The 21,634-nt window shown below is 32.7% G+C and carries 17 protein-coding genes; 14 read left to right on the plus strand and 3 right to left on the minus strand.

Translation table 11 applies throughout. The annotated features are described in order from the left end of the window. The first annotated feature begins 430 nt into the window (after positions 1 to 430). From ABWU87_RS05545 to ABWU87_RS05560, 4 genes are read left to right on the plus strand one after another with little or no spacing between them, the layout of a single operon-like run. Positions 431 to 1,609 (plus strand): glycosyltransferase family 4 protein, encoded by a 1,179-nt coding sequence (locus ABWU87_RS05545; RefSeq protein ID WP_353333999.1) that lies wholly within the window; start codon positions 431 to 433, stop codon positions 1,607 to 1,609. 3 nt (positions 1,610 to 1,612) lie between these two features. Further along, positions 1,613 to 3,157 (plus strand): lipopolysaccharide biosynthesis protein, encoded by a 1,545-nt coding sequence (locus ABWU87_RS05550; protein ID WP_353334000.1) that lies wholly within the window; start codon positions 1,613 to 1,615, stop codon positions 3,155 to 3,157. Positions 3,158 to 3,161: 4 nt separating this feature from the next. Then, positions 3,162 to 3,980, plus strand: coding sequence for a glycosyltransferase family 2 protein (locus ABWU87_RS05555; RefSeq protein WP_353334001.1), 819 nt, complete (start codon positions 3,162 to 3,164; stop codon positions 3,978 to 3,980). Positions 3,981 to 4,033: 53 nt separating this feature from the next. Further along, positions 4,034 to 5,017, plus strand: a complete 984-nt coding sequence (locus ABWU87_RS05560; protein WP_353334002.1) for a glycosyltransferase family 2 protein — start codon at positions 4,034 to 4,036, stop codon at positions 5,015 to 5,017. A gap of 46 nt (positions 5,018 to 5,063) precedes the next feature. Here ABWU87_RS05560 and ABWU87_RS05565 read toward each other — a convergent pair whose 3' ends face one another. Continuing rightward, entirely contained in the window at positions 5,064 to 5,903 is an 840-nt protein-coding gene (locus tag ABWU87_RS05565; RefSeq protein ID WP_353334003.1) for a DUF4422 domain-containing protein, read from the minus strand. A 549-nt stretch (positions 5,904 to 6,452) separates the two neighbouring features. Here ABWU87_RS05565 and ABWU87_RS05570 point away from each other — a divergent pair. The 9 genes from ABWU87_RS05570 (at position 6,453) to ABWU87_RS05610 (ending at position 18,037) form a co-directional block, all read left to right on the plus strand. Continuing rightward, positions 6,453 to 7,598: a glycosyltransferase family 4 protein gene (locus ABWU87_RS05570; RefSeq protein ID WP_353334004.1), complete on the plus strand. Its 1,146-nt coding sequence runs from the start codon at positions 6,453 to 6,455 to the stop codon at positions 7,596 to 7,598. Next, positions 7,598 to 8,728: a glycosyltransferase gene (locus ABWU87_RS05575; RefSeq protein ID WP_353334005.1), complete on the plus strand. Its 1,131-nt coding sequence runs from the start codon at positions 7,598 to 7,600 to the stop codon at positions 8,726 to 8,728. Before ABWU87_RS05570 ends, ABWU87_RS05575 begins: the two co-directional genes overlap by 1 nt. A 6-nt stretch (positions 8,729 to 8,734) precedes the next feature. Next, the gene (locus tag ABWU87_RS05580; protein ID WP_353334006.1) at positions 8,735 to 9,907 is read left to right on the plus strand and encodes a glycosyltransferase family 4 protein; all 1,173 of its coding nucleotides are present in this window, start codon (positions 8,735 to 8,737) and stop codon (positions 9,905 to 9,907) included. A 5-nt stretch (positions 9,908 to 9,912) separates the two neighbouring features. Continuing rightward, entirely contained in the window at positions 9,913 to 10,764 is an 852-nt protein-coding gene (locus ABWU87_RS05585; protein WP_353334007.1) for a glycosyltransferase family 2 protein, read from the plus strand. Positions 10,765 to 10,846: 82 nt separating this feature from the next. Further along, positions 10,847 to 11,938: a glycosyltransferase family 2 protein gene (locus ABWU87_RS05590; protein ID WP_353334008.1), complete on the plus strand. Its 1,092-nt coding sequence runs from the start codon at positions 10,847 to 10,849 to the stop codon at positions 11,936 to 11,938. Continuing rightward, complete coding sequence (locus ABWU87_RS05595) at positions 11,939 to 13,057, plus strand: glycosyltransferase (protein ID WP_353334009.1); 1,119 nt, start codon at positions 11,939 to 11,941, stop codon at positions 13,055 to 13,057. It begins immediately after the preceding gene. Further along, entirely contained in the window at positions 13,054 to 14,238 is a 1,185-nt protein-coding gene (locus ABWU87_RS05600; RefSeq protein WP_353334010.1) for a glycosyltransferase family 2 protein, read from the plus strand. Before ABWU87_RS05595 ends, ABWU87_RS05600 begins: the two co-directional genes overlap by 4 nt. Before the next feature lie 93 nt (positions 14,239 to 14,331). Continuing rightward, complete coding sequence (locus tag ABWU87_RS05605; RefSeq protein ID WP_353334011.1) at positions 14,332 to 16,947, plus strand: PAS domain-containing hybrid sensor histidine kinase/response regulator; 2,616 nt, start codon at positions 14,332 to 14,334, stop codon at positions 16,945 to 16,947. 4 nt (positions 16,948 to 16,951) lie between these two features. Then, on the plus strand, positions 16,952 to 18,037 hold the full coding sequence (locus ABWU87_RS05610; RefSeq protein WP_353334012.1) for an endonuclease/exonuclease/phosphatase family protein: 1,086 nt from the start codon (positions 16,952 to 16,954) through the stop codon (positions 18,035 to 18,037). Between the two features lie 7 nt (positions 18,038 to 18,044). Here ABWU87_RS05610 and ABWU87_RS05615 read toward each other — a convergent pair whose 3' ends face one another. Together ABWU87_RS05615 and ABWU87_RS05620 are read right to left on the minus strand one after the other, a co-directional pair. Beyond that, complete coding sequence (locus ABWU87_RS05615; RefSeq protein ID WP_353334013.1) at positions 18,045 to 19,169, minus strand: ATP-binding response regulator; 1,125 nt, start codon at positions 19,167 to 19,169, stop codon at positions 18,045 to 18,047. Then, positions 19,166 to 20,152, minus strand: a complete 987-nt coding sequence (locus ABWU87_RS05620) for a UDP-glucuronic acid decarboxylase family protein (protein ID WP_353334014.1) — start codon at positions 20,150 to 20,152, stop codon at positions 19,166 to 19,168. The genes ABWU87_RS05615 and ABWU87_RS05620 overlap by 4 nt, the downstream gene beginning before the upstream one ends. 440 nt (positions 20,153 to 20,592) lie before the next feature. Here ABWU87_RS05620 and ABWU87_RS05625 point away from each other — a divergent pair, with 440 nt between their 5' ends. Next, on the plus strand, positions 20,593 to 21,603 hold the full coding sequence (locus tag ABWU87_RS05625) for an AI-2E family transporter (protein WP_353334421.1): 1,011 nt from the start codon (positions 20,593 to 20,595) through the stop codon (positions 21,601 to 21,603). Positions 21,604 to 21,634 lie beyond the last annotated feature (31 nt).

The following is a 21,634-nucleotide window of genomic DNA, read 5'->3' on the forward strand; positions in this document are numbered from 1 at the left end:
TATTTTAAGGCGTAAGATTTTTGAGAGATGCGGTTTGTTCCGCTCGGAGGTGTAGTATTATAGCAAATATGATTAAAAATATTTTCAGGCAAAACACTTGCATATTTCATTAAAAAAAATGACTATTTGCATTTTATTACAAGTTTAAATTAGACACAGTTTTAAATATTGACTTAGAATTTAGAATGAAAATCTAGCATAAGTATGAGTTTCGTTAGCTTTATAATAAATGAAAAACAGAGATATAAAAATTGATATTGCAAAAGGAATTTCAATTATTTTGGTTGAAATAGCTCATTTAGGAATGGGACAATGACCTCCCCCCGAAAAAACGCACAGATGAATATCTCTTCATTAAAAAGATTATGCTATCTTTGTTTTATATATAATGAAAGTTACCAACAAGTAGCAAACACAAGTAGACATCCTCATGAAAATATGTTTTTATTGCGACACTGTTTTTACATTTGGAGGCGTTCAGAGGGTATTAGCTGTATTGGCTAAATCAATGTCTAAAGAGCATGATATTACGATACTTACCTTAGACTCTCCTTCATTAAACGATACTACAATGTATGGACTAGATGCTGCAAACATTCATTATATCAACTTGCAATATCCTAAAGTACCTTTTTACGAAAATATTCTATGTAAAACATACAGCTTTCTATATAAGAATGTACTCCCTCAAAACAAGATTCTCTCAAAATGGTATGGATATAGCTCTTTTTCGCACACAAAACGTTCGCTACTTATTAAAACTTTGAATCAAGGAGATTATGACATAGTTGTAGGTGTGCATGTATTCCTATCTTTTCATTTGGCTAGTATTAGCAAGCATATTAAAGCTAGAACAGTTGGTTGGATGCACAATTCGTACGACGCATTTTTTTCCATTAAGACATCATATATAGGGAATCTGAAAAGATTATTTATTCACTTGATGCCCAATCTGGATAAACTTGTTGTTCTTTCAAAATATGATAAAGAAAAATATCTGAAAGAATTAGGAATAGAATCTGAAGTAATATACAACCCTTTGACTATTGAATCAAAAGGGATATGCTCACCAGAAAACAAGAAATTCCTTGCAGTAGGTCGTTTTTCACACCTGCACAAAGGATTTGATCTTCTGATAGAAGCCTTTGCCAGTTTCGCAAAGTTAAATCAGGGATGGAATCTCGACATTGTCGGTGAAGGGCCTGAAGAGGAAATGCTTCGTTCACTAATTAGTAAACATCACTTAGAAGAAAGAATAAAAATACATCCTTTTACAAAAGAAATTGAACAACATTATAGTTCGGCTAGTATATACATTCTTAGTTCAAGGTGGGAAGGATTCCCACTAGTTCTTTTTGAAGCAATGTCATTTGGTTTACCAATTATCTCATCCGATATTTCTATTGCAAAAGAGATAATAGAGAACAAAGATGTCGGCATTTTATTTAGATGTGAAAATGTGGAAGATTTAGCAAACAAGATGAAAATCATGAGTGAATGTGAAAATTTACATAAAATGAGTGAATCGGCTATAAAGTATACAGAAAATGTTAACATCTCAAATATAACCCTATTGTGGAATAGGCTATTTTCTAATTTAACCAATTAAATAATGTCTGGATCTAGATTACATAAAAGCATTCTCAATGCAAGAGTAGGGTTACTGTTCTATTTTCTTACATTAATACTCTCTTTTTTCTCTCGCAAAATCTTTCTTGATTGCTTGGGAGCAGACTTTATAGGACTTACCGGAACTCTGCAAAACATTCTTGGCATTCTTAATTTGGCAGAGTTAGGAATTGGATCGTGCATCAGCTTCTTTTTGTTTAAGCCCTTACAAGAAGACAACAGAGAAAAAATGATGGAAATAATGTCTGTTTTTGGTTATCTATACAGAAAAATTGGAAGTATTATCGGTTTAGGCAGTATTGTTGTAAGCCTTTTCTTCCCTTTTATATTTCAGAAAACAATATTCGATTCAGGCATTATATACTTTGCTTTTTTCTCCTATATGGGCTCATCTTTAATTGGTTATTTCATCAATTACAGACAAATATTACTCACTGCCGATCAGAAAAACTATATAGTATCAGCCTATTTTCAAACTGCAAATATAATTAAAACACTAATTCAGATAACACTTGCATACTATTATAGGAATCTCTATTTATGGGTTTTTATAGAATTTGTATTTGGAATAATAAGCTGTATAATTCTCAATTGGAAAATTAATAAGGAATATCCATGGCTGAAAACGAAAATCAATGATGGAAAGTTATTGCTAAAAAAATATCCAGAAATATTAATCAATACAAAACAGATTTTTGTACACAAAATAAAAGATTTTCTTCTCAACAAAAGCGATGAAATAATGGTCTTTGCTTTTGTTTCCCTAAAAATGGTCGCTTTTTACGGGAACTATACAATGATTATAAACAAAGTGCTGGTAATGTTTATTACTGCACTTGATGGTGCAAGTGCCGGAGTGGGAAACTTGGTGGCTGAAGGGAATAAAAAAAACATAGTGAAAGTCTTTTGGGAACTTATGTCAATTCGATATTTTATTGCGGGAATAGTAATCTTCTCATTTTATCATTTACTTGAGCCATTCATAATTTGGTGGCTTGGACCACAATACTTATTAGATCACACAATCTTGATTTTGCTGCTGGTGAATCTGTTTATTATGCAAACAAGAGGGGTGGTAGATATCTTCAATCATTCGTATGGACAATATGCAGATACATGGGCGGCTTGGGCCGAAGGTATTATCAATCTTACAATTACTATATTAACAGCAATTCATTGGGGGATAATAGGAATATTACTTGGTAAAATAATCAGCACTTGTATTATTATTACTATATGGAAGCCTTATTATTTATTCACACAGGGAATTAGAATGCCTGTTAAATTATACTGGAAAGGAACTCTAAAATATTATGTCATTTTTATTTTTACATTTATAGTAATTACACTTTTGAGCGGTTTTTTACCATTTCATCCATCACAAAGTCTATCACAATTAATAATCTATGCAGTTTTTACAGTTGTACCATTTACTATAGTATACTTCTTATTGATACTTTGGAAGGCCCCCGGTATGTTTCACTTTATAAATAGATTTCCAATATTCAATCGGTTAAAACTAAGATAAAAACATGAAAAAATTATCTATAATAACAATCAATTACAATAATCGCGACGGATTAAGAAAAACCATTGAAAGCGTAATCAATCAGACATATAAAGATTACGAATACATTATCATTGATGGAGGGTCAACAGATGGGAGTCTAGAGATAATCAAAGAATTTGAATCTAAAATAAATATTTGGGTTTCAGAAGAGGATAAAGGAATATTTAATGCCATGAATAAAGGAATATTAAAAGCTTCAGGTGAATATATTAATTTTATGAACTCAGGGGACTGCTTTTACTTGAACGATACTTTAGAAAAGATAATGCCATTTTACAGTGAAGATATTATTCTTGGTAAAAATACAGAAGAGAGAAATGAACACTATTTTGGCCATCCATCTCAAGAAATTACGATGCTTGACTTGTTTAGAAAAGGGATTAATCATCAATCAACATTCATAAAAAGAGAATTATTTAAAAACAACCTTTATGATGAATCATTAAAAATAGTTTCTGACTGGAAGTTTCTAATTGATGTCCTTGTCTTCAAAAACTGCTCTTTTAGAAATATTGACACAATAGTTACAGCATATGATACTACAGGCATAAGTTCAACATCGAAGGTACAACTTGCATCTGAGCGCAATCAGGTATTAAGAAGCATGCTTCCTGAAAGGATTTTTATAGATTACGTTAGATATGCAAACTCTGACTCTCCCCTTCTTGAGCTTACACCCTATTTTAATAAGACATATAGGTTTCAGAATTTCATTGTTACGCTTGTTGCCCTTTTAATTAAAATACATACATTTACAAGAAATCTTTATCAAAAAAAATAATTCCAAAAAAGCACAGCTTAATTAGACATTAAGATCATTATTGATTTAATAAAATGAATACATCCACTCCTGTCATTTCCGTAATAGTACCTGTATATAATATTAGGAAGTTTCTTCCAAAATGCATTGAAAGCATTCTAAGACAAACATATTCCGATTTTGAACTACTATTGATAAATGATGGCAGTACTGATGAGTCGGGGGCTATTTGCGATAAATATGCTCTGTATGATAACAGGATTACAGTTATTCATAAGAAAAACAGTGGAGTTAGTGAAGCCAGGAATTCTGGTATAAAAAATTCAAAAGGCAAATTCGTATGCTTCATTGATGGTGATGATTATATTGAAAATGACATGTTAGAGGAATTATTTCTCCAATACAATTCGAATAATTGTCACCTCACGGTATGTGGATTTCAATGCGAAGATGAAAAAGGGAATCTTTTATATAAAACAAACTCAAGCAACACATATTCATTTGACACAGATTCTGCTATTTGCTCATTATTCGATGATAGTATATACAGATATCAAGGATACGTTTGGAATAAATTATTCTCCATGGAGATTATTAACAAGTTCCAACTAAATTTTAATTCGAAGATTCACTTTAATGAGGACCGGTTATTTTGTTTTGAATATATATTACATTGCAAAAGTGTCAGTTATTCTACTAATATAAAATATCATCATATTTTCTACTCTAGCAATACTATGTCTTCAATCAACAGAAACGGTGTTTTTAATACTAAATACTTGACCGATCTGGACGCATTCAAAATTATGAATATTGAAATCTATAGGTTCAACAAAAGAACCCAGTCATTTTTTTGGCACCGATATATTGAATCTGCTCTCAAAATATATTTATTAATGGCTGAATGTAAATATTTCGACTCAGAAGTAAACAAACAAATTCGAAGAATCGTTTCGAAAGGTATTACTTTCGATTATATAAGATACGTTGGCATTAAATCATTTCTTCAAAACCTGATATTTAAAACATATCCACCCCTGTACAATAAGCTAAAATAATAATCCTTCAATGTTGCTTTTTAAAGAAATTGCCAGACAATAATTATTAAAATGCTTTCTTCATAAAAAAATAATATATATTATTTCTTATTTTTCTCATTGTATACTGTAAATTGGTCGGATTATAATCCTCCTTAAAATCATCAAGCGGCATTATTACAGGATAATGTTTGATTTTCAAGTGGTGTTTTTCACAATAAACGTTTATCAGCCTTTCAGACATATAACCAAATATTCTGGCTTGATTAGGATAAAGAGAGAGCTTAACTCTCTTCTCTACTTCAAATAATATTTTAAACAACCACTCTGAATACCCATCAAAATGCTTCCAAGATGTGATAAACATATTGTAGTTAGAGAGAGAATTACAATTATCCATTGTTTTAACAAATGCAGGAAAATAATCAGGGGTGATTTCCTTAATTACATCTTTCAATATATTCCAGTCATCAACAATGTGAAATACAGAATATTGGGTCGTCAGATCATAAGGATAATTCCTTGTATTAGGCAAAATAATATCACAGTCGTTCAATAGCTCCTTCAAATCAGGAAAGATGTATGGTTTACGCAGAAAGTCATTTATACCAATAAAACTTCTATCAGGAGAAAAGGCAGAAAAAGGACGAAAAAAATCAAAATATCTTCTGTAATGGTTCAGCCCTATAATATCCACGTGTTTAAGATTTTTCCATGCCCAGTAATGCGCTGTCAGTTCGCAAAAGTTCCCATTCTTTGCGGAAATATTATCTCCTGTATTATCAGGCTGGTAGGGTAAAGCCTCATTAGACCGTTCTTTTCCGGCATGAATAGGGTAAAAATATTCGTGTTGGGGTAATTCTGCATATTTATGCGCACAAACCAGTATTTTAATATTATTAGTCATATCTTATTTATGTGATGAAATTACAATCATAACTATTGCTAACTACACACCCATCAAACACTTCATTGAATGACTGCTTATGTTTCTCATATGCATTATTTCACAACAGACTTTAGTTTTATTAGATGGAATCACAAAAATAATTATTTTTCTAATATATTTCATCATTTAGCCTCTATAGAGTAGAATAATTGTCATCAAAATTATGCAGCACAAAATAAAACTAGTGATGTTGTTACAACAATAGCATTCTTTTGGGAAAAATCACAAAAATAAAATATCTTTGTATTATAAATAACAGATAATTAATAACCCACTTATGACTTACGACATTTTATATACTTTATGATTTATTCATAAAACTATTATAATGAAGGGGTATTTAATATAAAAACTTAGGTTTTCAGAAATATAAATTGATTTTATCAAAAAGCACAAACATAAAGATTAAGACTGAAGTTATGATTATTGGAAGTGCTCACAGAAGAATAAATGAGTCTTTATAAATAACCAGATTAATCTAACCATAAAACGAGCGAAATAATCAATATGAGAATAGTATACCTTTACCAAGAGTTGGCTTTTTGGGGCGGTGCAGATAGAGTTATTACTGAAAAAGCAAACTACTTAGCTGACATATGTAATTATGAAGTCTTCATGGTTACTACATGTCAGAACCATCCTATTGTATTTCCTTTATCACCAAATGTAAAACACATAGATATGGGCATCAACTTTTATGAGCAATATAAGTATCCGCTTATAAAAAGGATTTTCATATACCTAAAGCTAATAAGGAAGTACAGAAGAGAACTTGAAAAGTTACTAAAATCAATAAAACCAGATATCACAATCACAACCTTATGTAAAGACCTAGATGTCATAACATCAATTAAAGATGGCAGTTTTAAAATAGCAGAAGCTCATTTGGCCAAAGAATTTGTAAGAGATTTACACATTTATAAAAGAAAAAGTCTCCCCTACAAAATCATGGGAAAAATATTAAGTTGCAGAACAAATAGAGCTATAAAAAAACTAGATGGTTTTGTCGTTCTTTCTAATTCTGATGCGTATAATTGGAGAGAGATAAGAGAAGCTACAGTCATTCCAAACTCATTACCATTTTATCCTTCAGAGACAAGCAAATGTGAACATAAAAAAATAATCAGCATAGGTAGACTAGAAGAACAAAAAGGATATGATATGCTTATAAAAGCATGGAGTATTGTGCATCATAAACATCTGGATTGGGAAATTAATATTTTTGGGAAAGGAACTTTAAAAAAACGGCTCGATATAGAAATTGAAAAAGAAGGAATAACTAATAGTTTTATAATAAAGGAGCCAGTACAAAACATTGTTGAAAAATATATAGAAAGTTCATTTTATGTCATGAGTTCGCGGTTCGAAGGATTTGGTATGGTTTTAATCGAAGCTATGGCTTGTGGATTACCTGTAATCTCCTTTGATTGCCCAGATGGTCCATCAGATATCATTTCAGATAATGAAGATGGCATACTTGTTAAAAATGGGAATATTGAAGAACTTGCAGAAAAAATATGCTTTCTCATTGAAAACGATGAAATCAGAAGAAAAATGGGAGAAGCTGCCAGAAAAAATGTAAAGCGATATATGCCTGATGTTGTTATGCAAGAATGGATATTATTATTTAAGTCACTTAATAATGCAAAATAATGAAAATACTCTTCCTTGTCTTTCACGGTTTTTCAGAATATAATGGAATAAGCAAAAAAATCCGTTATCAAGTTAATGGATTAAAAGAGAATGGACACAAGGTTATGCTTTGTTCATATATAATTGATAAAAATGGGTATCGTAAAAGAATGGTCGATGAAAGTGTTTTAGAAAATTATGGAAGTGGATTCTTGGCTAAAATAAGAAAAAGAGTTTGTTATAATGCAATTGTTAATTACGCAATCCAAAACAACATTGAATTGGTGTATATGCGTTCAGATCATAATGCCAACCCTTTTACCATTCATTTTCTGAGAAAATTAAAGATTTATGGCATTAGAACCGTTATGGAAATACCAACCTATCCTTATGATGACGAATATAAAAATCTGCCATTTTCATTTAAAATCAACCTATATATTGACAAATTCTTCAGAAATCGATTAGCAAAACAAACAATCAACATAGTTACTTTTTCCAAGTATGAAAGAATATTTGGAGTTCCAACCATTAACATCTCAAACGGAATTGATTTTAAAAGTATAAAATTAAAAGATCATTTAAACAAAAATTGTAGTCAAATTAATTTAATTGGTGTTGCAGAGATTCATCCATGGCATGGATTTGACAGGGTCATTATTGGTTTATCTGAATATTACAAAACAAATCCGAAAATAAAAGTTCAATTTAACATTGTTGGAGAAGGTGACCATAATGAAATTGAAAAACTGAAGCGGATCACAGTGCAAAAAGGAATAGATGACTATGTAATCTTCCACGGAACAAAATTTGGAAAAGAATTAGATGAACTTTTTAATCTGGCAGATATGGGCATAGCTAGTCTTGCTCGTCATAGAAGTAATATCACATATATTAAAACTTTAAAAAACAGAGAATATGCCGCTAGAGGAATTCCATTTGTATATTCTGAAATTGATGAAGATTTTGAAAACATGCCATACATTATAAAAGCACCGGCAAATGAAGAACCATTGAATATTCAAAGAATCATAGACTTCTATAAAGGAAACAATTTAACTCCATCTCAAATAAGATCGTCTATTGAAAAGGACCTTTCATGGGAATCACAAATGAAAAAAGTACTAAACCAAATCAATTACCTTCTGTAAATTAACATGAAAACAAAAATAGTTTATTGCATCCCTTCACTATACAGCCCAGGCGGAATGGAAAGAGTTGTGTCTCTTAAGGCAAATTATCTGGCTGATAATCTTAATTATGACATCACTATCATAATAACAGATGGGAAAGACAAAAAGCCATTTTATGATTTATCATCATCAATAAAAGTTATCAATCTTGATATTAATTATAACGAGTTATATGGAAAATCTCTTCCAAAGAAGGCATTTGGATATTTTCAAAAGCAATATCTATACAAGAAAAAACTCAAAAAAACTCTCTGTAAAATCCGTCCCGATATAACGATTTCAACATTAAGAAGAGAGATAAATTTTATAAATTCAATTGATGATGGTAGTATTAAAGTTGGAGAAATACATTTTAATAAAGCAAACTATAGAGATTTCAAAAATGAAAAAGTTTTTTCTTTTATACAAAAAATCGTGACTCATTTTTGGATGGGTAAGCTTATAAAAGAATTAAAGCAACTAGGTAAGTTTGTTGTATTGAGCCATGAAGATAAACAAAAGTGGACAGAACTAGATAATATCACAGTTATTCATAACCCACTCTCATTTTTCCCGGAAAAAAAATCGAGTTGTACCAGTCAACAAGTAATTGCTGTTGGCAGATATATGCCTGAAAAAGGATTTGACCTATTGATAAACGCTTGGAATATTGTAAATAAAAAACATCCTGAATGGAAACTAAGAATCTTCGGAGATGGAATGAGGAAAGAATTAGAATCACAAGTTAAATCCCTAAGTTTATCTAACAGTTGTATTTTAGAATATCCAACAACGAATATTTCTGATAAATACATCGAAAGTTCAATTTTCGTCCTCAGCTCACGCCATGAAGGCTTTGGGATGGTTATTACTGAAGCAATGGCTTGCGGAGTACCACCTATTGCGTTTACTTGTCCCTGCGGACCAAGAGAGATTATAAAAGATGGTACTGACGGATTATTAGTTGAAAACGGTAATATTATGGATTTAGCAAACAAAATATGCTATCTAATTGAAAACGACGAGATAAGAAAAAATATGGGAAAATCGGCAAGAATTAATGTTGAACGATTTAAAATAGAAAATATCGCCATGCAATGGAAAGAATTATTTGATACGTTACTCAAAACAAAAAATGAAGCAAACATTAATTACTAAAATTCATGACGGAGAATTATTCAAAGTATCTGGCTATCTTTGAAAGATCAATGGAAAAAGTTCCAGTTGATATAATCAAAGAAATTCAATTAAAATTAAAGCAGGAAACACAAGAAGAACCGCTTGTTTCTGTCGTTGTTATTGCTCATAACGAAGAAAAACATATATTAAGCTGTTTATGGTCTTTGAGTGAAAACAAATGTGGTTTTCCTATCGAGATTATAGTGATAAATAACAATTCTACCGATAGAACAACCGAAATATTAGACATGATTGGGGTGAAATGGTATAATGAACCCAATAAAGGCCCTGGTCATGCCCGTCAATGCGGATTAAATCATGCCCGTGGGAAATATTATCTATGCATAGATGCAGATACGATTTATCCTCCATACTATATTCAAACAATGGTAAATCAATTAAGAAAGTCAGGCGTATCATGCGCATTTGGATTATGGAGTTTTATACCCGACAAACAACATTCAAGACTTGGCCTCTTTTTGTATGAATCACTAAGAGACATCTATCTATTATTACAATCAATGAAACGACCAGAACTATGTGTGCGAGGAATGGCTTTTGGTTTCAATACTGAAATGGGGCGAAAGATTGGTTTTCGAACTGATATTATTAGAGGCGAAGATGGATCTTTAGCACTTGCTATGAAACAATATGGAAAACTGGTTCTTATAAAAAATAGAAAAGCACGCGTTTTTACTAGTAATAGTACGCTAAGTGCTGAAGGTTCTTTTTTTAAAAGTTTTATAAACAGATTTTTTAAAGCATTTAAATCCAGTGGCAACATGTTTTCAAAAAAGACAAATTATAAAGACCAAGAATCAAACCTTATTAAATAACAAAAATAAGCAAAAAGTCAATTAATATAACAAAAATAAAACGAGCAATTAGTAAAATGTAATAAGATACATTGATACAATTATGTATAAAATAACAATTGGCATACCTGTATATAATACACAAGAATTCATTCGAAACTCTTTGTTAAGTGCACTAAATCAAAGTTATAAAAACATTGAATTTCTTATCATTGATGATAAAGGAACTGATAAAAGTATGGACATCGTTCATGAATTAATTAGGACCCATACTCGTGGTAAGGATATACGTATCATTGCTCATAAAAAAAACAAGGGGCTTGCTGAAGCTCGAAACACTGCTTTAAAAGAGGCAAAAGGAGAATATATATTTTTTTTAGACAGTGATGATACAATTTCAAGCAACTGCATTGAAATCCTATATAAAAATATTATTGATCATTCTGTCGATTTTGTTGCAGCTTCCTACAATAAAGTAGATGAGAAGGATAAAGTGATTGAATATGTAATATACCCAAGTATTGTAATTAAAGGTAAAAATAAAATAGCAGAATATTATTTTAATGATTTAAAACATGAAAATATTCCCACTACAATGTGGAATAAATTGTACAAATTATCTTTTTTACAAGAAAACAAAATTGATTGCATACCGAAAAGATTATATGAAGATGTAATTTTTACTTTTAACTTGATCTTAATTGCTAATTCGTGTGTAATTATTTCAGACTTGCTATACAATTATAAGATAAGAAGAAATTCAATAATGCAATTTAATCAAAGACACTTTATTCCAATTAACGAAATCGAGGATCATCATTTTTATAAAAGAATCATAAAGAATGAGTCGCAAAAGTATAAAAAAAACACGTTCTATAACTCAATGATAACTCGAACAATGATAAGTTGTTTTTATGATGTTCGAGCTATTGTAGAAAAGAGGAAAATAATTTCTGAAGTTGTCTCATCTAAAAATATCAAAGATTTATTGGCATATCCAGTTTCATTTTATGAGATATGGAAGTTTAAAAAGCATCGAATATTAAACATTGTTTTATTTGTTTTTAGCAAGTTACCATATTGGGCCAATATTTCTTTACTCAAATCAAATATAAAATACAGAAAAATTTTATATAAAATAAAGGCGACCTTAATCAATCAATGTAAAAGACAACCTAATCAAATAAAACATTAAATGAAACCAATAAACGTTTTAGAGGTAATAAGACAAGGACAAATTGGAGGAGGAGAGTCTCATTTACTGGATCTGGTTTCGGGATTTGACAACACGATAAATTCTATTGTGCTGGCTTTTACTCCGGGGCAAATGATTGACCGGTTTAGGGCTCAAGGAGTGAAATGTTATGTGATAGAAACCTCCCACCCTTTTGATTTCAGAGTATTCAAACAAATTCGTGCATTGATAAAAAAAGAGAAAATTCAGATTATCCATGCACATGGAAGCAGAGCGGCCTCAAACGTTGCATTGATCGCAAAAACAATGAGAGTTCCATTGATATATACTGTTCATGGTTGGAGTTTTCACCAGGATCAATCCCCTATTATTAGCTACTTAAGAGCTCAAAGTGAAAAGATCATTTGCAATCAAAGCAACCAGGTTATTTGTGTTTCAGAAAGTAACCGGGTAACAGGCAATAAAGCTTTCGGACTGAAAAATTCATTGGTCATTGAAAATGGGATAGATCTTTCACGATTTAATCCTGAGAATTCATTCGCTGATATCAGAAAAGAATTTGGATTCAAAGATACTGATTTTATCATTGGATTTATAGGAAGAGTAACTTTACAGAAAGATCCTATGAATTTTATAAAAAGCATTGAGATTGCTAATAAACAGGACTCTAAAATTAAAGCTCTTCTTGTGGGAGAGGGAGATATGAAAGAAGAAGCTTTAACATATATCAAAAATAATTCTTTAGAGAATGTGATCCGTACATCAAATTTCAGAAGTGATATCCCCGATTTACTCAATGCAATAGATATATTCTGCCTACCCAGTTTATGGGAAGGACTTTCAATCGCCCTTCTAGAGGCTATGGCAATGGGAAAAGCATTAGTTGTTACGCCTACTGATGGAACTAAAGAAGTTATAACGGATAAAAAAAATGGCTTGATTGCCTCATATAATGCGCCCTATGAGCTTGCTAAGCTCTATTTAGCCTATCGAAAGGATTTTGCTCTGAAAGAAAAATGTGAGAGTGAAGCCAAAAGACTTATCAGAAATAGATTTGATAGCCAAATGGTTTCAAACAAAGTAACTGAAATATATAAATCATTTATCCGGAACTCATGAGATATCTAGAAATACTATTCTGGTTTTGCTTTATAATCGTATTCTACACCTATCTGGGGTACGGCATCTTGCTTTACCTGTTGGTGAAAATAAAAGAACTATTCATTAAACCAGAACAAATAAAAAAAAGCGAAACTGATCAGTTTCCTGAAGTTACACTTTTTATTGCTGCATTCAATGAAGAAGCTATAGTAAAGGAAAAAATGGAGAACTGCCGGGAATTGTATTATCCAATAGAAAAGCTGAAAATAATGTGGGTTACGGATGGCAGTAATGATAAAACGAATGAATTACTGAATGCTTATCCGGAAGTAACCGTGCAATACCAACTGGAAAGGCAAGGAAAAACTGCTGCATTAAACCGAGGAATGAAATTTGTTACCTCCCCTATTGTGGTGTTTACAGATGCCAACACGATGATAAACCGAGAGGCAATCCGGGAAATTGTCAGAAAATTCACCAATCCAAAAGTGGGATGTGTTGCAGGAGAGAAAAGAATTGTCTCAAAAGAAAAAGATGCGGCGGCAGGTGGTGGTGAAGGAATTTACTGGAAATATGAATCGGCATTGAAAGAGCTTGACTCACGTCTGTATTCCGCTGTGGGGGCTGCAGGTGAACTGTTTGCTATCAGAAGAGAGCTTTTTGAAACAATGGAAAAAGACACATTACTGGATGATTTCATCTTATCACTTCGGATTGCTCAGAAAGGATATAAGATATCCTACTGCAAAGAAGCTTATGCAATCGAATCGGCATCGGCAAATATGCAAGAGGAAGAAAAGAGAAAAGTTCGCATTGCAGCCGGTGGATTGCAATCAATCTGGAGATTGCGCTCCTTACTAAATATCTTTCGGTATGGCTCACTTAGCTTTCAATACATTTCACATCGGGTTCTACGATGGTCAATAACTCCAATACTCCTTTTTTTAATGCTGCCCCTTAATGTTCTACTGAAAATAAAAATACAGACAGAAGGTTATAGTCTTTTTCTAATCCTTCAACTGATGTTCTATGCTGCCGCTTTATGGGGATATTACTTGTCAACCAGACAGATAAAAAATAAATTATTGTTTATTCCATATTATTTTCTCTTTATGAATATCAATGTTGTAAAAGGCTTTTTCTACCTAAAAAATAAAAAAAATAGCGGAATCTGGGAGAAAGCAAAAAGATCTTTATAATTTTTTAGCTTTTCAAACCGTTTAATTTGTTTTTTTTGTACATTTGCTTGGAAATGAATAGCATTTTGTCATAACCTCAAGAAAAAAGAAATAATGAAAAGAATATTGCATAACCCACAATACTCTGATAAAATTTTGCAAATGACAGCAGACACCATGTTTCTGGTAACAAGCGAAGGTGTATGTGTGGATATGGTTGTGCATGCAAACCGATCATTCTTTAAGAAAAAAAAAGATCTAATAGGTAAAAATCTAATTAATGAAATACCTAAAAAGACTTTAGTGCCACTGAGTAGAGAATTCAAAAAAGTGGTAAAAGAAAATATTATTTCGACAAGAAACTACGAACTATCGATTGACGGTGAGGTTTATTTCTTTAAATGCATAATGCACCCTTTTGAGGAAGGATTAATTTTATGTCAGTACAGAGACATCACAAGCAGGAACAAAATAAAGCTGGAGCTTGAGAAAACCAATAATGAATTACGGGAAATCGAAAAGGCAGCTCAAATCGGCCAGTGGAGATACGAATATAAAACACAAATGTTCTACTATAAGGGTCATACTGGGGCTATGTCTTGCTGTGATTATTACAAAAGCATACCAATGGCGGATTATTTGGCAATTATGCACATTGACGATCGACCAAGATTTGTGGAATGGGTTAATAATGCTCAAATTGCCCCTCAATCAGAACCTTTCGAATACCGTATTTTATGGAGAAAAAAAAACGTATTTTTACGTTTGAAGATTTTAAATTACGACTTTAATAATGGGCATGAAATAGTCGAAGGTTATTGTCAGAACATGACCGACTTTATTAAAAAAGATGAAGATCTGGAAATTGTAACAAGAGCTGTCAACTATGCATCAGAGGATATTTTTGCAATTAAGCCCGATGGCACACTTACATTTGCCAACAAACAATTTAGGAAACACTATCTTCTGACAGATGACGTCGACTTGTCAACAGTTAAGATTAACAAACTTCCCGTAAGTAAAGAACTCAAGGAGCGCTGGATGAAGATTCAGAAAGAGTTTACATGCCTTAAGGATATTATTCGCTATATCGGGGAAAAACCTTTTCCACATCTGAAAAACGTACTGGCATATGATTTCTTCTCGTATCAAATGGAAAACAAAGAAAACGAGATTATTATTTGGACTTTTGGAAGAGATATATCTGACCGGATAAGGTATGAAGCGCAGGTAAATGAAGTGAATCAGATTATGAACACTGTATTGGAAAATCTTCCAATAGCCATCTCTGTTAAAGATACAGGAAATGACATGCGTTATATTTACCGAAACAGGGTCGTTTTCGATAAAATGAAAACAACAGATGTGATCGGGAAAACAGACTTTGATATATATCCAGACTTTACAGCCATAACTTTACGCAACGAAGACCTCTCTGTATTGAAAGATAAAATACCAATTAGTTATGAGAAGGAAACAATAGACAATAATGAGAATAAATACATTACCTTCAAGAAAAAAGTATTGGTAGAAAACGGGGAAAGAGCTCCTCTGATAATTGCTATGGAGAGTAATATTACCGATATGAAACGGATGGAACATGAACTAATTAAGGCAAAAGAGAAAGCTGAAAATTCCGACAAACTAAAATCGGCATTTCTCGCAAATATGAGTCATGAAATACGCACTCCGTTAAATGCAATAGTAGGATTCTCACGGGTAATTGCAGAAACCCAGAACGCAAACGAAAGAATGGGTTATTACAACATTGTAGAATCAAACAACATTCGGTTACTGCAATTAATCAATGAAATACTTGACTTGTCAAGAATTGAATCAGGAATCATGGAGTTCACAGAAGAACCTATTAACCTGAATGCTATGTGCCAGGAAGTATTCGATGCACATCGCTTTCGCTGTCCTGAAAACGTTGAACTTATCTATGAGAAATCAGATCCGGACTTGTGGATATACAGCGATAAGAACAGACTGATCCAGGTCTTCTCTAATCTCATTGGCAATGCGATGAAATTCACTAAACAAGGAAGCATTAGTTTTGGATATGAGCTGAAAGATAACTTGGTAATATGCAAGGTTAAAGATACAGGAATAGGACTTCCTAAGGATAAAGCAAATCATATATTTGAGCGTTTTGCAAAGTTGAATTCGGTTGCTCAGGGAACCGGACTGGGACTCTCTATCTGTAAATCTATTGTTGAAAAGCTGGGAGGAACTATCAAGGTGACCTCTATTGAGGGTGCTGGTTCCGAATTTACCTTCACGCATCCATACATTCAGCCAGTTAAAGAAAATAGGGCAAAAAACATAGAAGAAAAAGAAAATGGAATGATGGAAGGAACATCATTTCAGGGTAAGAAGGATCAGATAATCTTAGTTGCCGAAGATAATGACAGTAATTTTAAACTTCTGAATGCAATGATTGGGAAGAGTTTTACCCTGATTCATGCCCACGATGGCATTGAAGCAATTACTATGTTTGAAGAGTACAGACCTAATTTGATATTAATGGATATTAAAATGCCCAATATGGATGGGCTAGACGCTACCAAGGTCATTAGGGAGGTCTCACCAAAGATTCCAATTATTGCTTTGAGTGCGTTTGTATACAACGAAGATGTGAAGGCAGCATTAAATTGTGGTTGCAATGAGTTTATCCCTAAACCTGTATCACAAACACTATTAATTGAAACTCTGAAAAAATATTTGTAACCGGATGGGTAAAAAGGCAACTTTTCTATACTTTGATTTCCTTACTTTACTTTTCACCGCCTCGCTAGCCCTATTTACAATTATTGTAGGTGTTGGTTCGCGCAGTAATCCCAATGAGGGTATATTGTTACCTCTTTTAGGACTTAGTATTGTTCCGCTAATAATTGCAAATCTATTTATGTTACTATATTGGGGCATACGAAGAAAACTGTGGTTTGTCATACCTTTAATTGCAGTTGCTGGGAATTATGAGTATATATCTGCTAAATACCAATTCAGAATTAGCTCATCGGCTCCTAACTACAAACAAAGATTAATCAGAATTGCCAGTTATAACGTACAAGCGTTTCACGATGATCCCTCCATATATTCAGTTGAGGAAGTAACCGGACTTATGAAAGAATATAGAACTGACATTATCTGTTTTCAGGAGTTTGCCGAAAGTCCATATTTTAGCATCGACAGTATCCGCCTTCAGTTTAGAGATTATCCTTATGCGATTCTTTGCAAAGGCGGAGAGAAAAAAAACAATCTTGCTATATTCAGTAAATTCCCAATAATAAATAATGCAAATATTGCATTCAATTCCACAAAAAACGGGGCTATGTGGGTAGATGTAAAAGTAGGAAAAACTACATTACGAGTATTCAACTGCCATTTACAAACTACCAATTTTAATCAGACAAGAAGTTTGTTAACTCATGTCACTACAGCGGGGTTTTATGAATCAAAGAAAGAGGCGGCGATTAATATTATGATGAGATTAGCTGTTAATGCACAAAAAAGAGCAAATCAGGCCGACATGTTATCTCAGATGATTGATACGACCAGATATGCTATTGTTTTATGCGGAGACTTTAATGATATCCCAACTTCTTATTCATATCATCGAATAAAAAAGTTACTTAAAGACGGATTCCAAAGTGCTGGTTCAGGATTTGAGTCAACATACCGTCATTTTCATCAGTTATTACGAATAGATTATATTTTTCATTCAAAAGATCTTATCGGAACAAAATATCAGACTCCTTCTTTTGAATTTAGTGACCATAATCCAGTATTTATGGAACTTGCAATAAAGGGAAAATAGCCTTTAATTATTTCTTGGGGAGATAAAAACTAAAGGTAGACCCCTTATTTTCTTCCGAAGAGAACCAGAGTTCACCTCCATTTTTCCTCACAAAATCCTGACACAAAAGAAGCCCCAACCCTGAACCTTCCTCATTTTTAGTTCCGAAAGTTGTGAAATGAGTATCTGCGTGAAGCAGTTTAGATTGATCTTCCTTTTTGATTCCTCGGCCGTGGTCAATCACATGAACAATAACCTGATCATCCTTTTCCTCAATAACAACTTGTACTTCGCCACCAATATTGCTAAACTTCATTGCATTACTAAGCAGATTACGAATAACTGTTTTAATCATGTCAATATCTGCATGAACTTCCACCTGCACAGGTGCATGAAGAGATATTTTTATTTGTTTAATCTCAGCCATAATCGAGAATATCTCAATTACTCCAGCAGTTACTCCAACAATCTCAATGTCTTGACGAACTACATTCAATCTGCCGATCTGACTTTTCGTCCATTTCAACAGATTATCAAGAAGAGAAAAGACTTCTTCTGTGGTTTGATTTGCCATATTAAGCAGTTCATGCATTTCCTGCCCTATTTTATCAGGGGGCAGATTCATGAGTAGCATATTCAGAACCATTTTGATTGAAGCCATCGGTGAACGAAGATCGTGAGCGATAACAGAATAAAGTTTATCACGTCCTTTTATTGTACGTTTCAGCTCTTCAGTCTGATTATAAATGATTCGTTTGGCTGCTATCAATGAAATCTGGTGCGTAACACGAATAATAAGCTCTTCTTTATTGAAAGGTTTGGAAATAAAATCATTTGCACCAGTCTGAAAACCCTTTACTATATCAGCTGTTGAATTGAGCGCAGTTAGAAATATAATGGGAATCTGCGAAAATCCAGGTTTGGATTTCAGGATTTGCGCAACTTCAAATCCACTCATATCAGGCATCATTACATCCAGCAAAATCAAATCCGGCAATTCTGTCTCTACCATTTTGATTGCTTGATTACCGTTCATCGCGGTTACAACATTAAATTTCTCATTCGTCAACAACACTTTGAGCAACAACACGTTTGACAAAACATCATCGACAACCAATATTTTATACTCCGATGGGGTAATTTCCATATTCATTTTAGCTGATATAAAGGGATAAAAGAAGGTTGGACAACTGGCTCTTTTCTACTAATAACTGATTTGAAATAATTGATAGTCTTAATTAATCCCTCTTCCAATTGAACTGTTGGCTCCCAGTTCAACTTCTCTTTTGCTAGTGAGATGTCTGGTTGTCGCTGCTTAGGATCATCTCCCGGAAGTGGTTTAAAAACAAATTTTGAACTAGAGCCAGTAAGTTCTATGACTTTTTCTGCCAACTGTTTAATAGTAAATTCATTGGGATTTCCGATATTTATTGGACCAACAAAACTATCCTCAGTATTCATCATCCGCACCATTCCTTCAACTAGATCGTCCACATACTGAAAGCTCCGGGTTTGGCTACCATCACCATAAAGCGTTATATCTTCATTCTTCAAAGCTTGTACGATGAAGTTTGAAACTACCCTACCATCGTTAGGATGCATATTCGGGCCATAAGTATTAAATATACGAATAATCTTAATTTTGAGTTTTTTTTGCCTATGATAGTCCATAAATAAGGTTTCCGCACAACGTTTTCCTTCATCATAACATGAACGTATTCCCACGGGGTTAACATTTCCCCAATATTCTTCTTTCTGAGGATGTACAATCGGGTCACCGTAAACTTCACTGGTAGATGCCTGCAAAACCTTAGCATTAACATGTCTACCCAGAGAAAGCATATTAACTGCACCCATCACAGAAGTCTTTATTGTTTTAACTGGATCATACTGATAATGAATTGGAGATGCCGGACAAGCCAGATTATAAATTTCATCTACTTCTGCTGAATATGGATTAATAATATCGTGACGTACCAACTCGAAACGAGGATTGTTCATCAGGTGCCAAACATTTGCTCTGTCTCCTGTAAAGTAGTTGTCTAAACAAATAACAGAGTGTCCGTCATTGATCAGTCGAGTGCATAAATGAGAACCGATAAAGCCGGCACCTCCAGTCACTAATATTCTTTTCATCACTATATTTTCTTAGCAGATTCGTCGTATTTATTATCTTCCTTCTCTATATTAATAAAACAAGCTTTAATATAGCGTAACAAATATATTGGTTTTTTTTGTTTTTAAGGCGGTTTTGAGGATCTATTTTTAATAGAGGATAGCAAAAAAAATAATTTAATAAAAACCAGATTTGCGACTATCACAAAATATATTTAACACTCCTAAAATTCACAATTCGGATATATTAAAAAGACAAATATAGAGAAATTTTCTAAGTCAATAATAGATAACTAATTAGAATAAAAATAGTTCTGTATAATAATACCAAAAAGAAAAATGGTTATATTTAACAACCAAAACATTATTATCATATTTTTGTTTTTGATATATAAGTTAAGACATTTGCATCCGGATATATGAATTACATCTAAAGGTTTGTCAGGCCGAACCAAAGTTTTATAAAAATGAAAGAGCAATATTGCAAATACTCATTAATTATTATTCTTCTGATACTAGGAGTTATCGTTTTTATCAGAATCATACCTTTTCTCACTGGATTGATGGGAGCTGCGACAATATATGTATTGGTCAGAAAGCAAATGTTTTATCTTACTCAAAAGAAAAATGTCAGGCATACAATGGCAGCTGTCCTGATGCTTCTGGAAGCTGCACTCTGTTTTTTAATCCCTCTTTCTCTGGTAGTTTGGCTTCTAGTAGAGAAAATACAGAATCTCAATTTGGATCCACAAGCATACATTAAAACAATTGAAGATATAGCCAGATTGGTTGAATTAAAAACTGGCTATAACGTGCTTAATAGCGAGAATATATCGTTTATTGCCTCATTCATACCTAAGGTTGGACAATTTATAGTCGGAAATATGAGCAACCTTGTAGTAAACATATTCGTAATGTTGTTTGTACTTTTTTTTATGTTACTAAAAGGGAAAGAGATGGAGACATATTGTTATGACATTCTTCCTTTTAAAACCACTCATAAAGAACGAATCCTTAATAAAATAAGCTTAATGGTAAGATCTAATGCAATAGGTATACCTTTAGTAGCAATAGTCCAAGGAGGAGTAGCCACGATAGGTTACTTTATCTTCGATGCACCTAATCCAATCTTGTTCGGTTTTCTAAGTTGCTTCGCATCAGTTGTTCCAATGGTAGGAATTGGACTGATTTGGGCGCCAGTAGTAGCTTATATGTTCCTTACTGGTAACTGGCATCATGCAATAGGATTACTCATCTATTCAGGGATTATAACTTCTACTATTGACAATCTTATAAGGTTTCTACTTCAGAAGAAACTGGCAAATATTCATCCGTTGATTACCATTTTCGGGGTAATCATCGGTCTATCTCTTTTTGGCTTTATGGGGATTATTTTTGGACCATTGCTACTCTCCATCTTTTTGCTTTGTTTTGATATATTCAAACAGGAGTATCTATCAGACGATCAATAAAAATAACAAAAAAAAGACAACTAAAGAATTA

Source organism: Bacteroides sedimenti (genome assembly GCF_040365225.1).
GTDB classification, from domain to species: domain Bacteria; phylum Bacteroidota; class Bacteroidia; order Bacteroidales; family Bacteroidaceae; genus Bacteroides; species Bacteroides sedimenti.

What these genes read in the sequence shown, in the direction of transcription:
- ABWU87_RS05585 (WP_353334007.1), top strand. Translation starts at nt 9,913, where the DNA reads ATGACGGAGAATTATTCAAAGTATCTGGCTATCTTTGAAAGATCAATG.
- ABWU87_RS05565 (WP_353334003.1), bottom strand. Translation starts at nt 5,903, where the DNA reads ATGACTAATAATATTAAAATACTGGTTTGTGCGCATAAATATGCAGAA.
- ABWU87_RS05595 (WP_353334009.1), top strand. Translation starts at nt 11,939, where the DNA reads ATGAAACCAATAAACGTTTTAGAGGTAATAAGACAAGGACAAATTGGA.
- ABWU87_RS05620 (WP_353334014.1), bottom strand. Translation starts at nt 20,152, where the DNA reads ATGAAAAGAATATTAGTGACTGGAGGTGCCGGCTTTATCGGTTCTCAT.
- ABWU87_RS05550 (WP_353334000.1), top strand. Translation starts at nt 1,613, where the DNA reads ATGTCTGGATCTAGATTACATAAAAGCATTCTCAATGCAAGAGTAGGG.
- ABWU87_RS05605 (WP_353334011.1), top strand. Translation starts at nt 14,332, where the DNA reads ATGAAAAGAATATTGCATAACCCACAATACTCTGATAAAATTTTGCAA.
- ABWU87_RS05590 (WP_353334008.1), top strand. Translation starts at nt 10,847, where the DNA reads ATGTATAAAATAACAATTGGCATACCTGTATATAATACACAAGAATTC.
- ABWU87_RS05575 (WP_353334005.1), top strand. Translation starts at nt 7,598, where the DNA reads ATGAAAATACTCTTCCTTGTCTTTCACGGTTTTTCAGAATATAATGGA.
- ABWU87_RS05600 (WP_353334010.1), top strand. Translation starts at nt 13,054, where the DNA reads ATGAGATATCTAGAAATACTATTCTGGTTTTGCTTTATAATCGTATTC.
- ABWU87_RS05610 (WP_353334012.1), top strand. Translation starts at nt 16,952, where the DNA reads ATGGGTAAAAAGGCAACTTTTCTATACTTTGATTTCCTTACTTTACTT.
- ABWU87_RS05555 (WP_353334001.1), top strand. Translation starts at nt 3,162, where the DNA reads ATGAAAAAATTATCTATAATAACAATCAATTACAATAATCGCGACGGA.
- ABWU87_RS05615 (WP_353334013.1), bottom strand. Translation starts at nt 19,169, where the DNA reads ATGAATATGGAAATTACCCCATCGGAGTATAAAATATTGGTTGTCGAT.
- ABWU87_RS05560 (WP_353334002.1), top strand. Translation starts at nt 4,034, where the DNA reads ATGAATACATCCACTCCTGTCATTTCCGTAATAGTACCTGTATATAAT.
- ABWU87_RS05570 (WP_353334004.1), top strand. Translation starts at nt 6,453, where the DNA reads ATGAGAATAGTATACCTTTACCAAGAGTTGGCTTTTTGGGGCGGTGCA.
- ABWU87_RS05580 (WP_353334006.1), top strand. Translation starts at nt 8,735, where the DNA reads ATGAAAACAAAAATAGTTTATTGCATCCCTTCACTATACAGCCCAGGC.
- ABWU87_RS05545 (WP_353333999.1), top strand. Translation starts at nt 431, where the DNA reads ATGAAAATATGTTTTTATTGCGACACTGTTTTTACATTTGGAGGCGTT.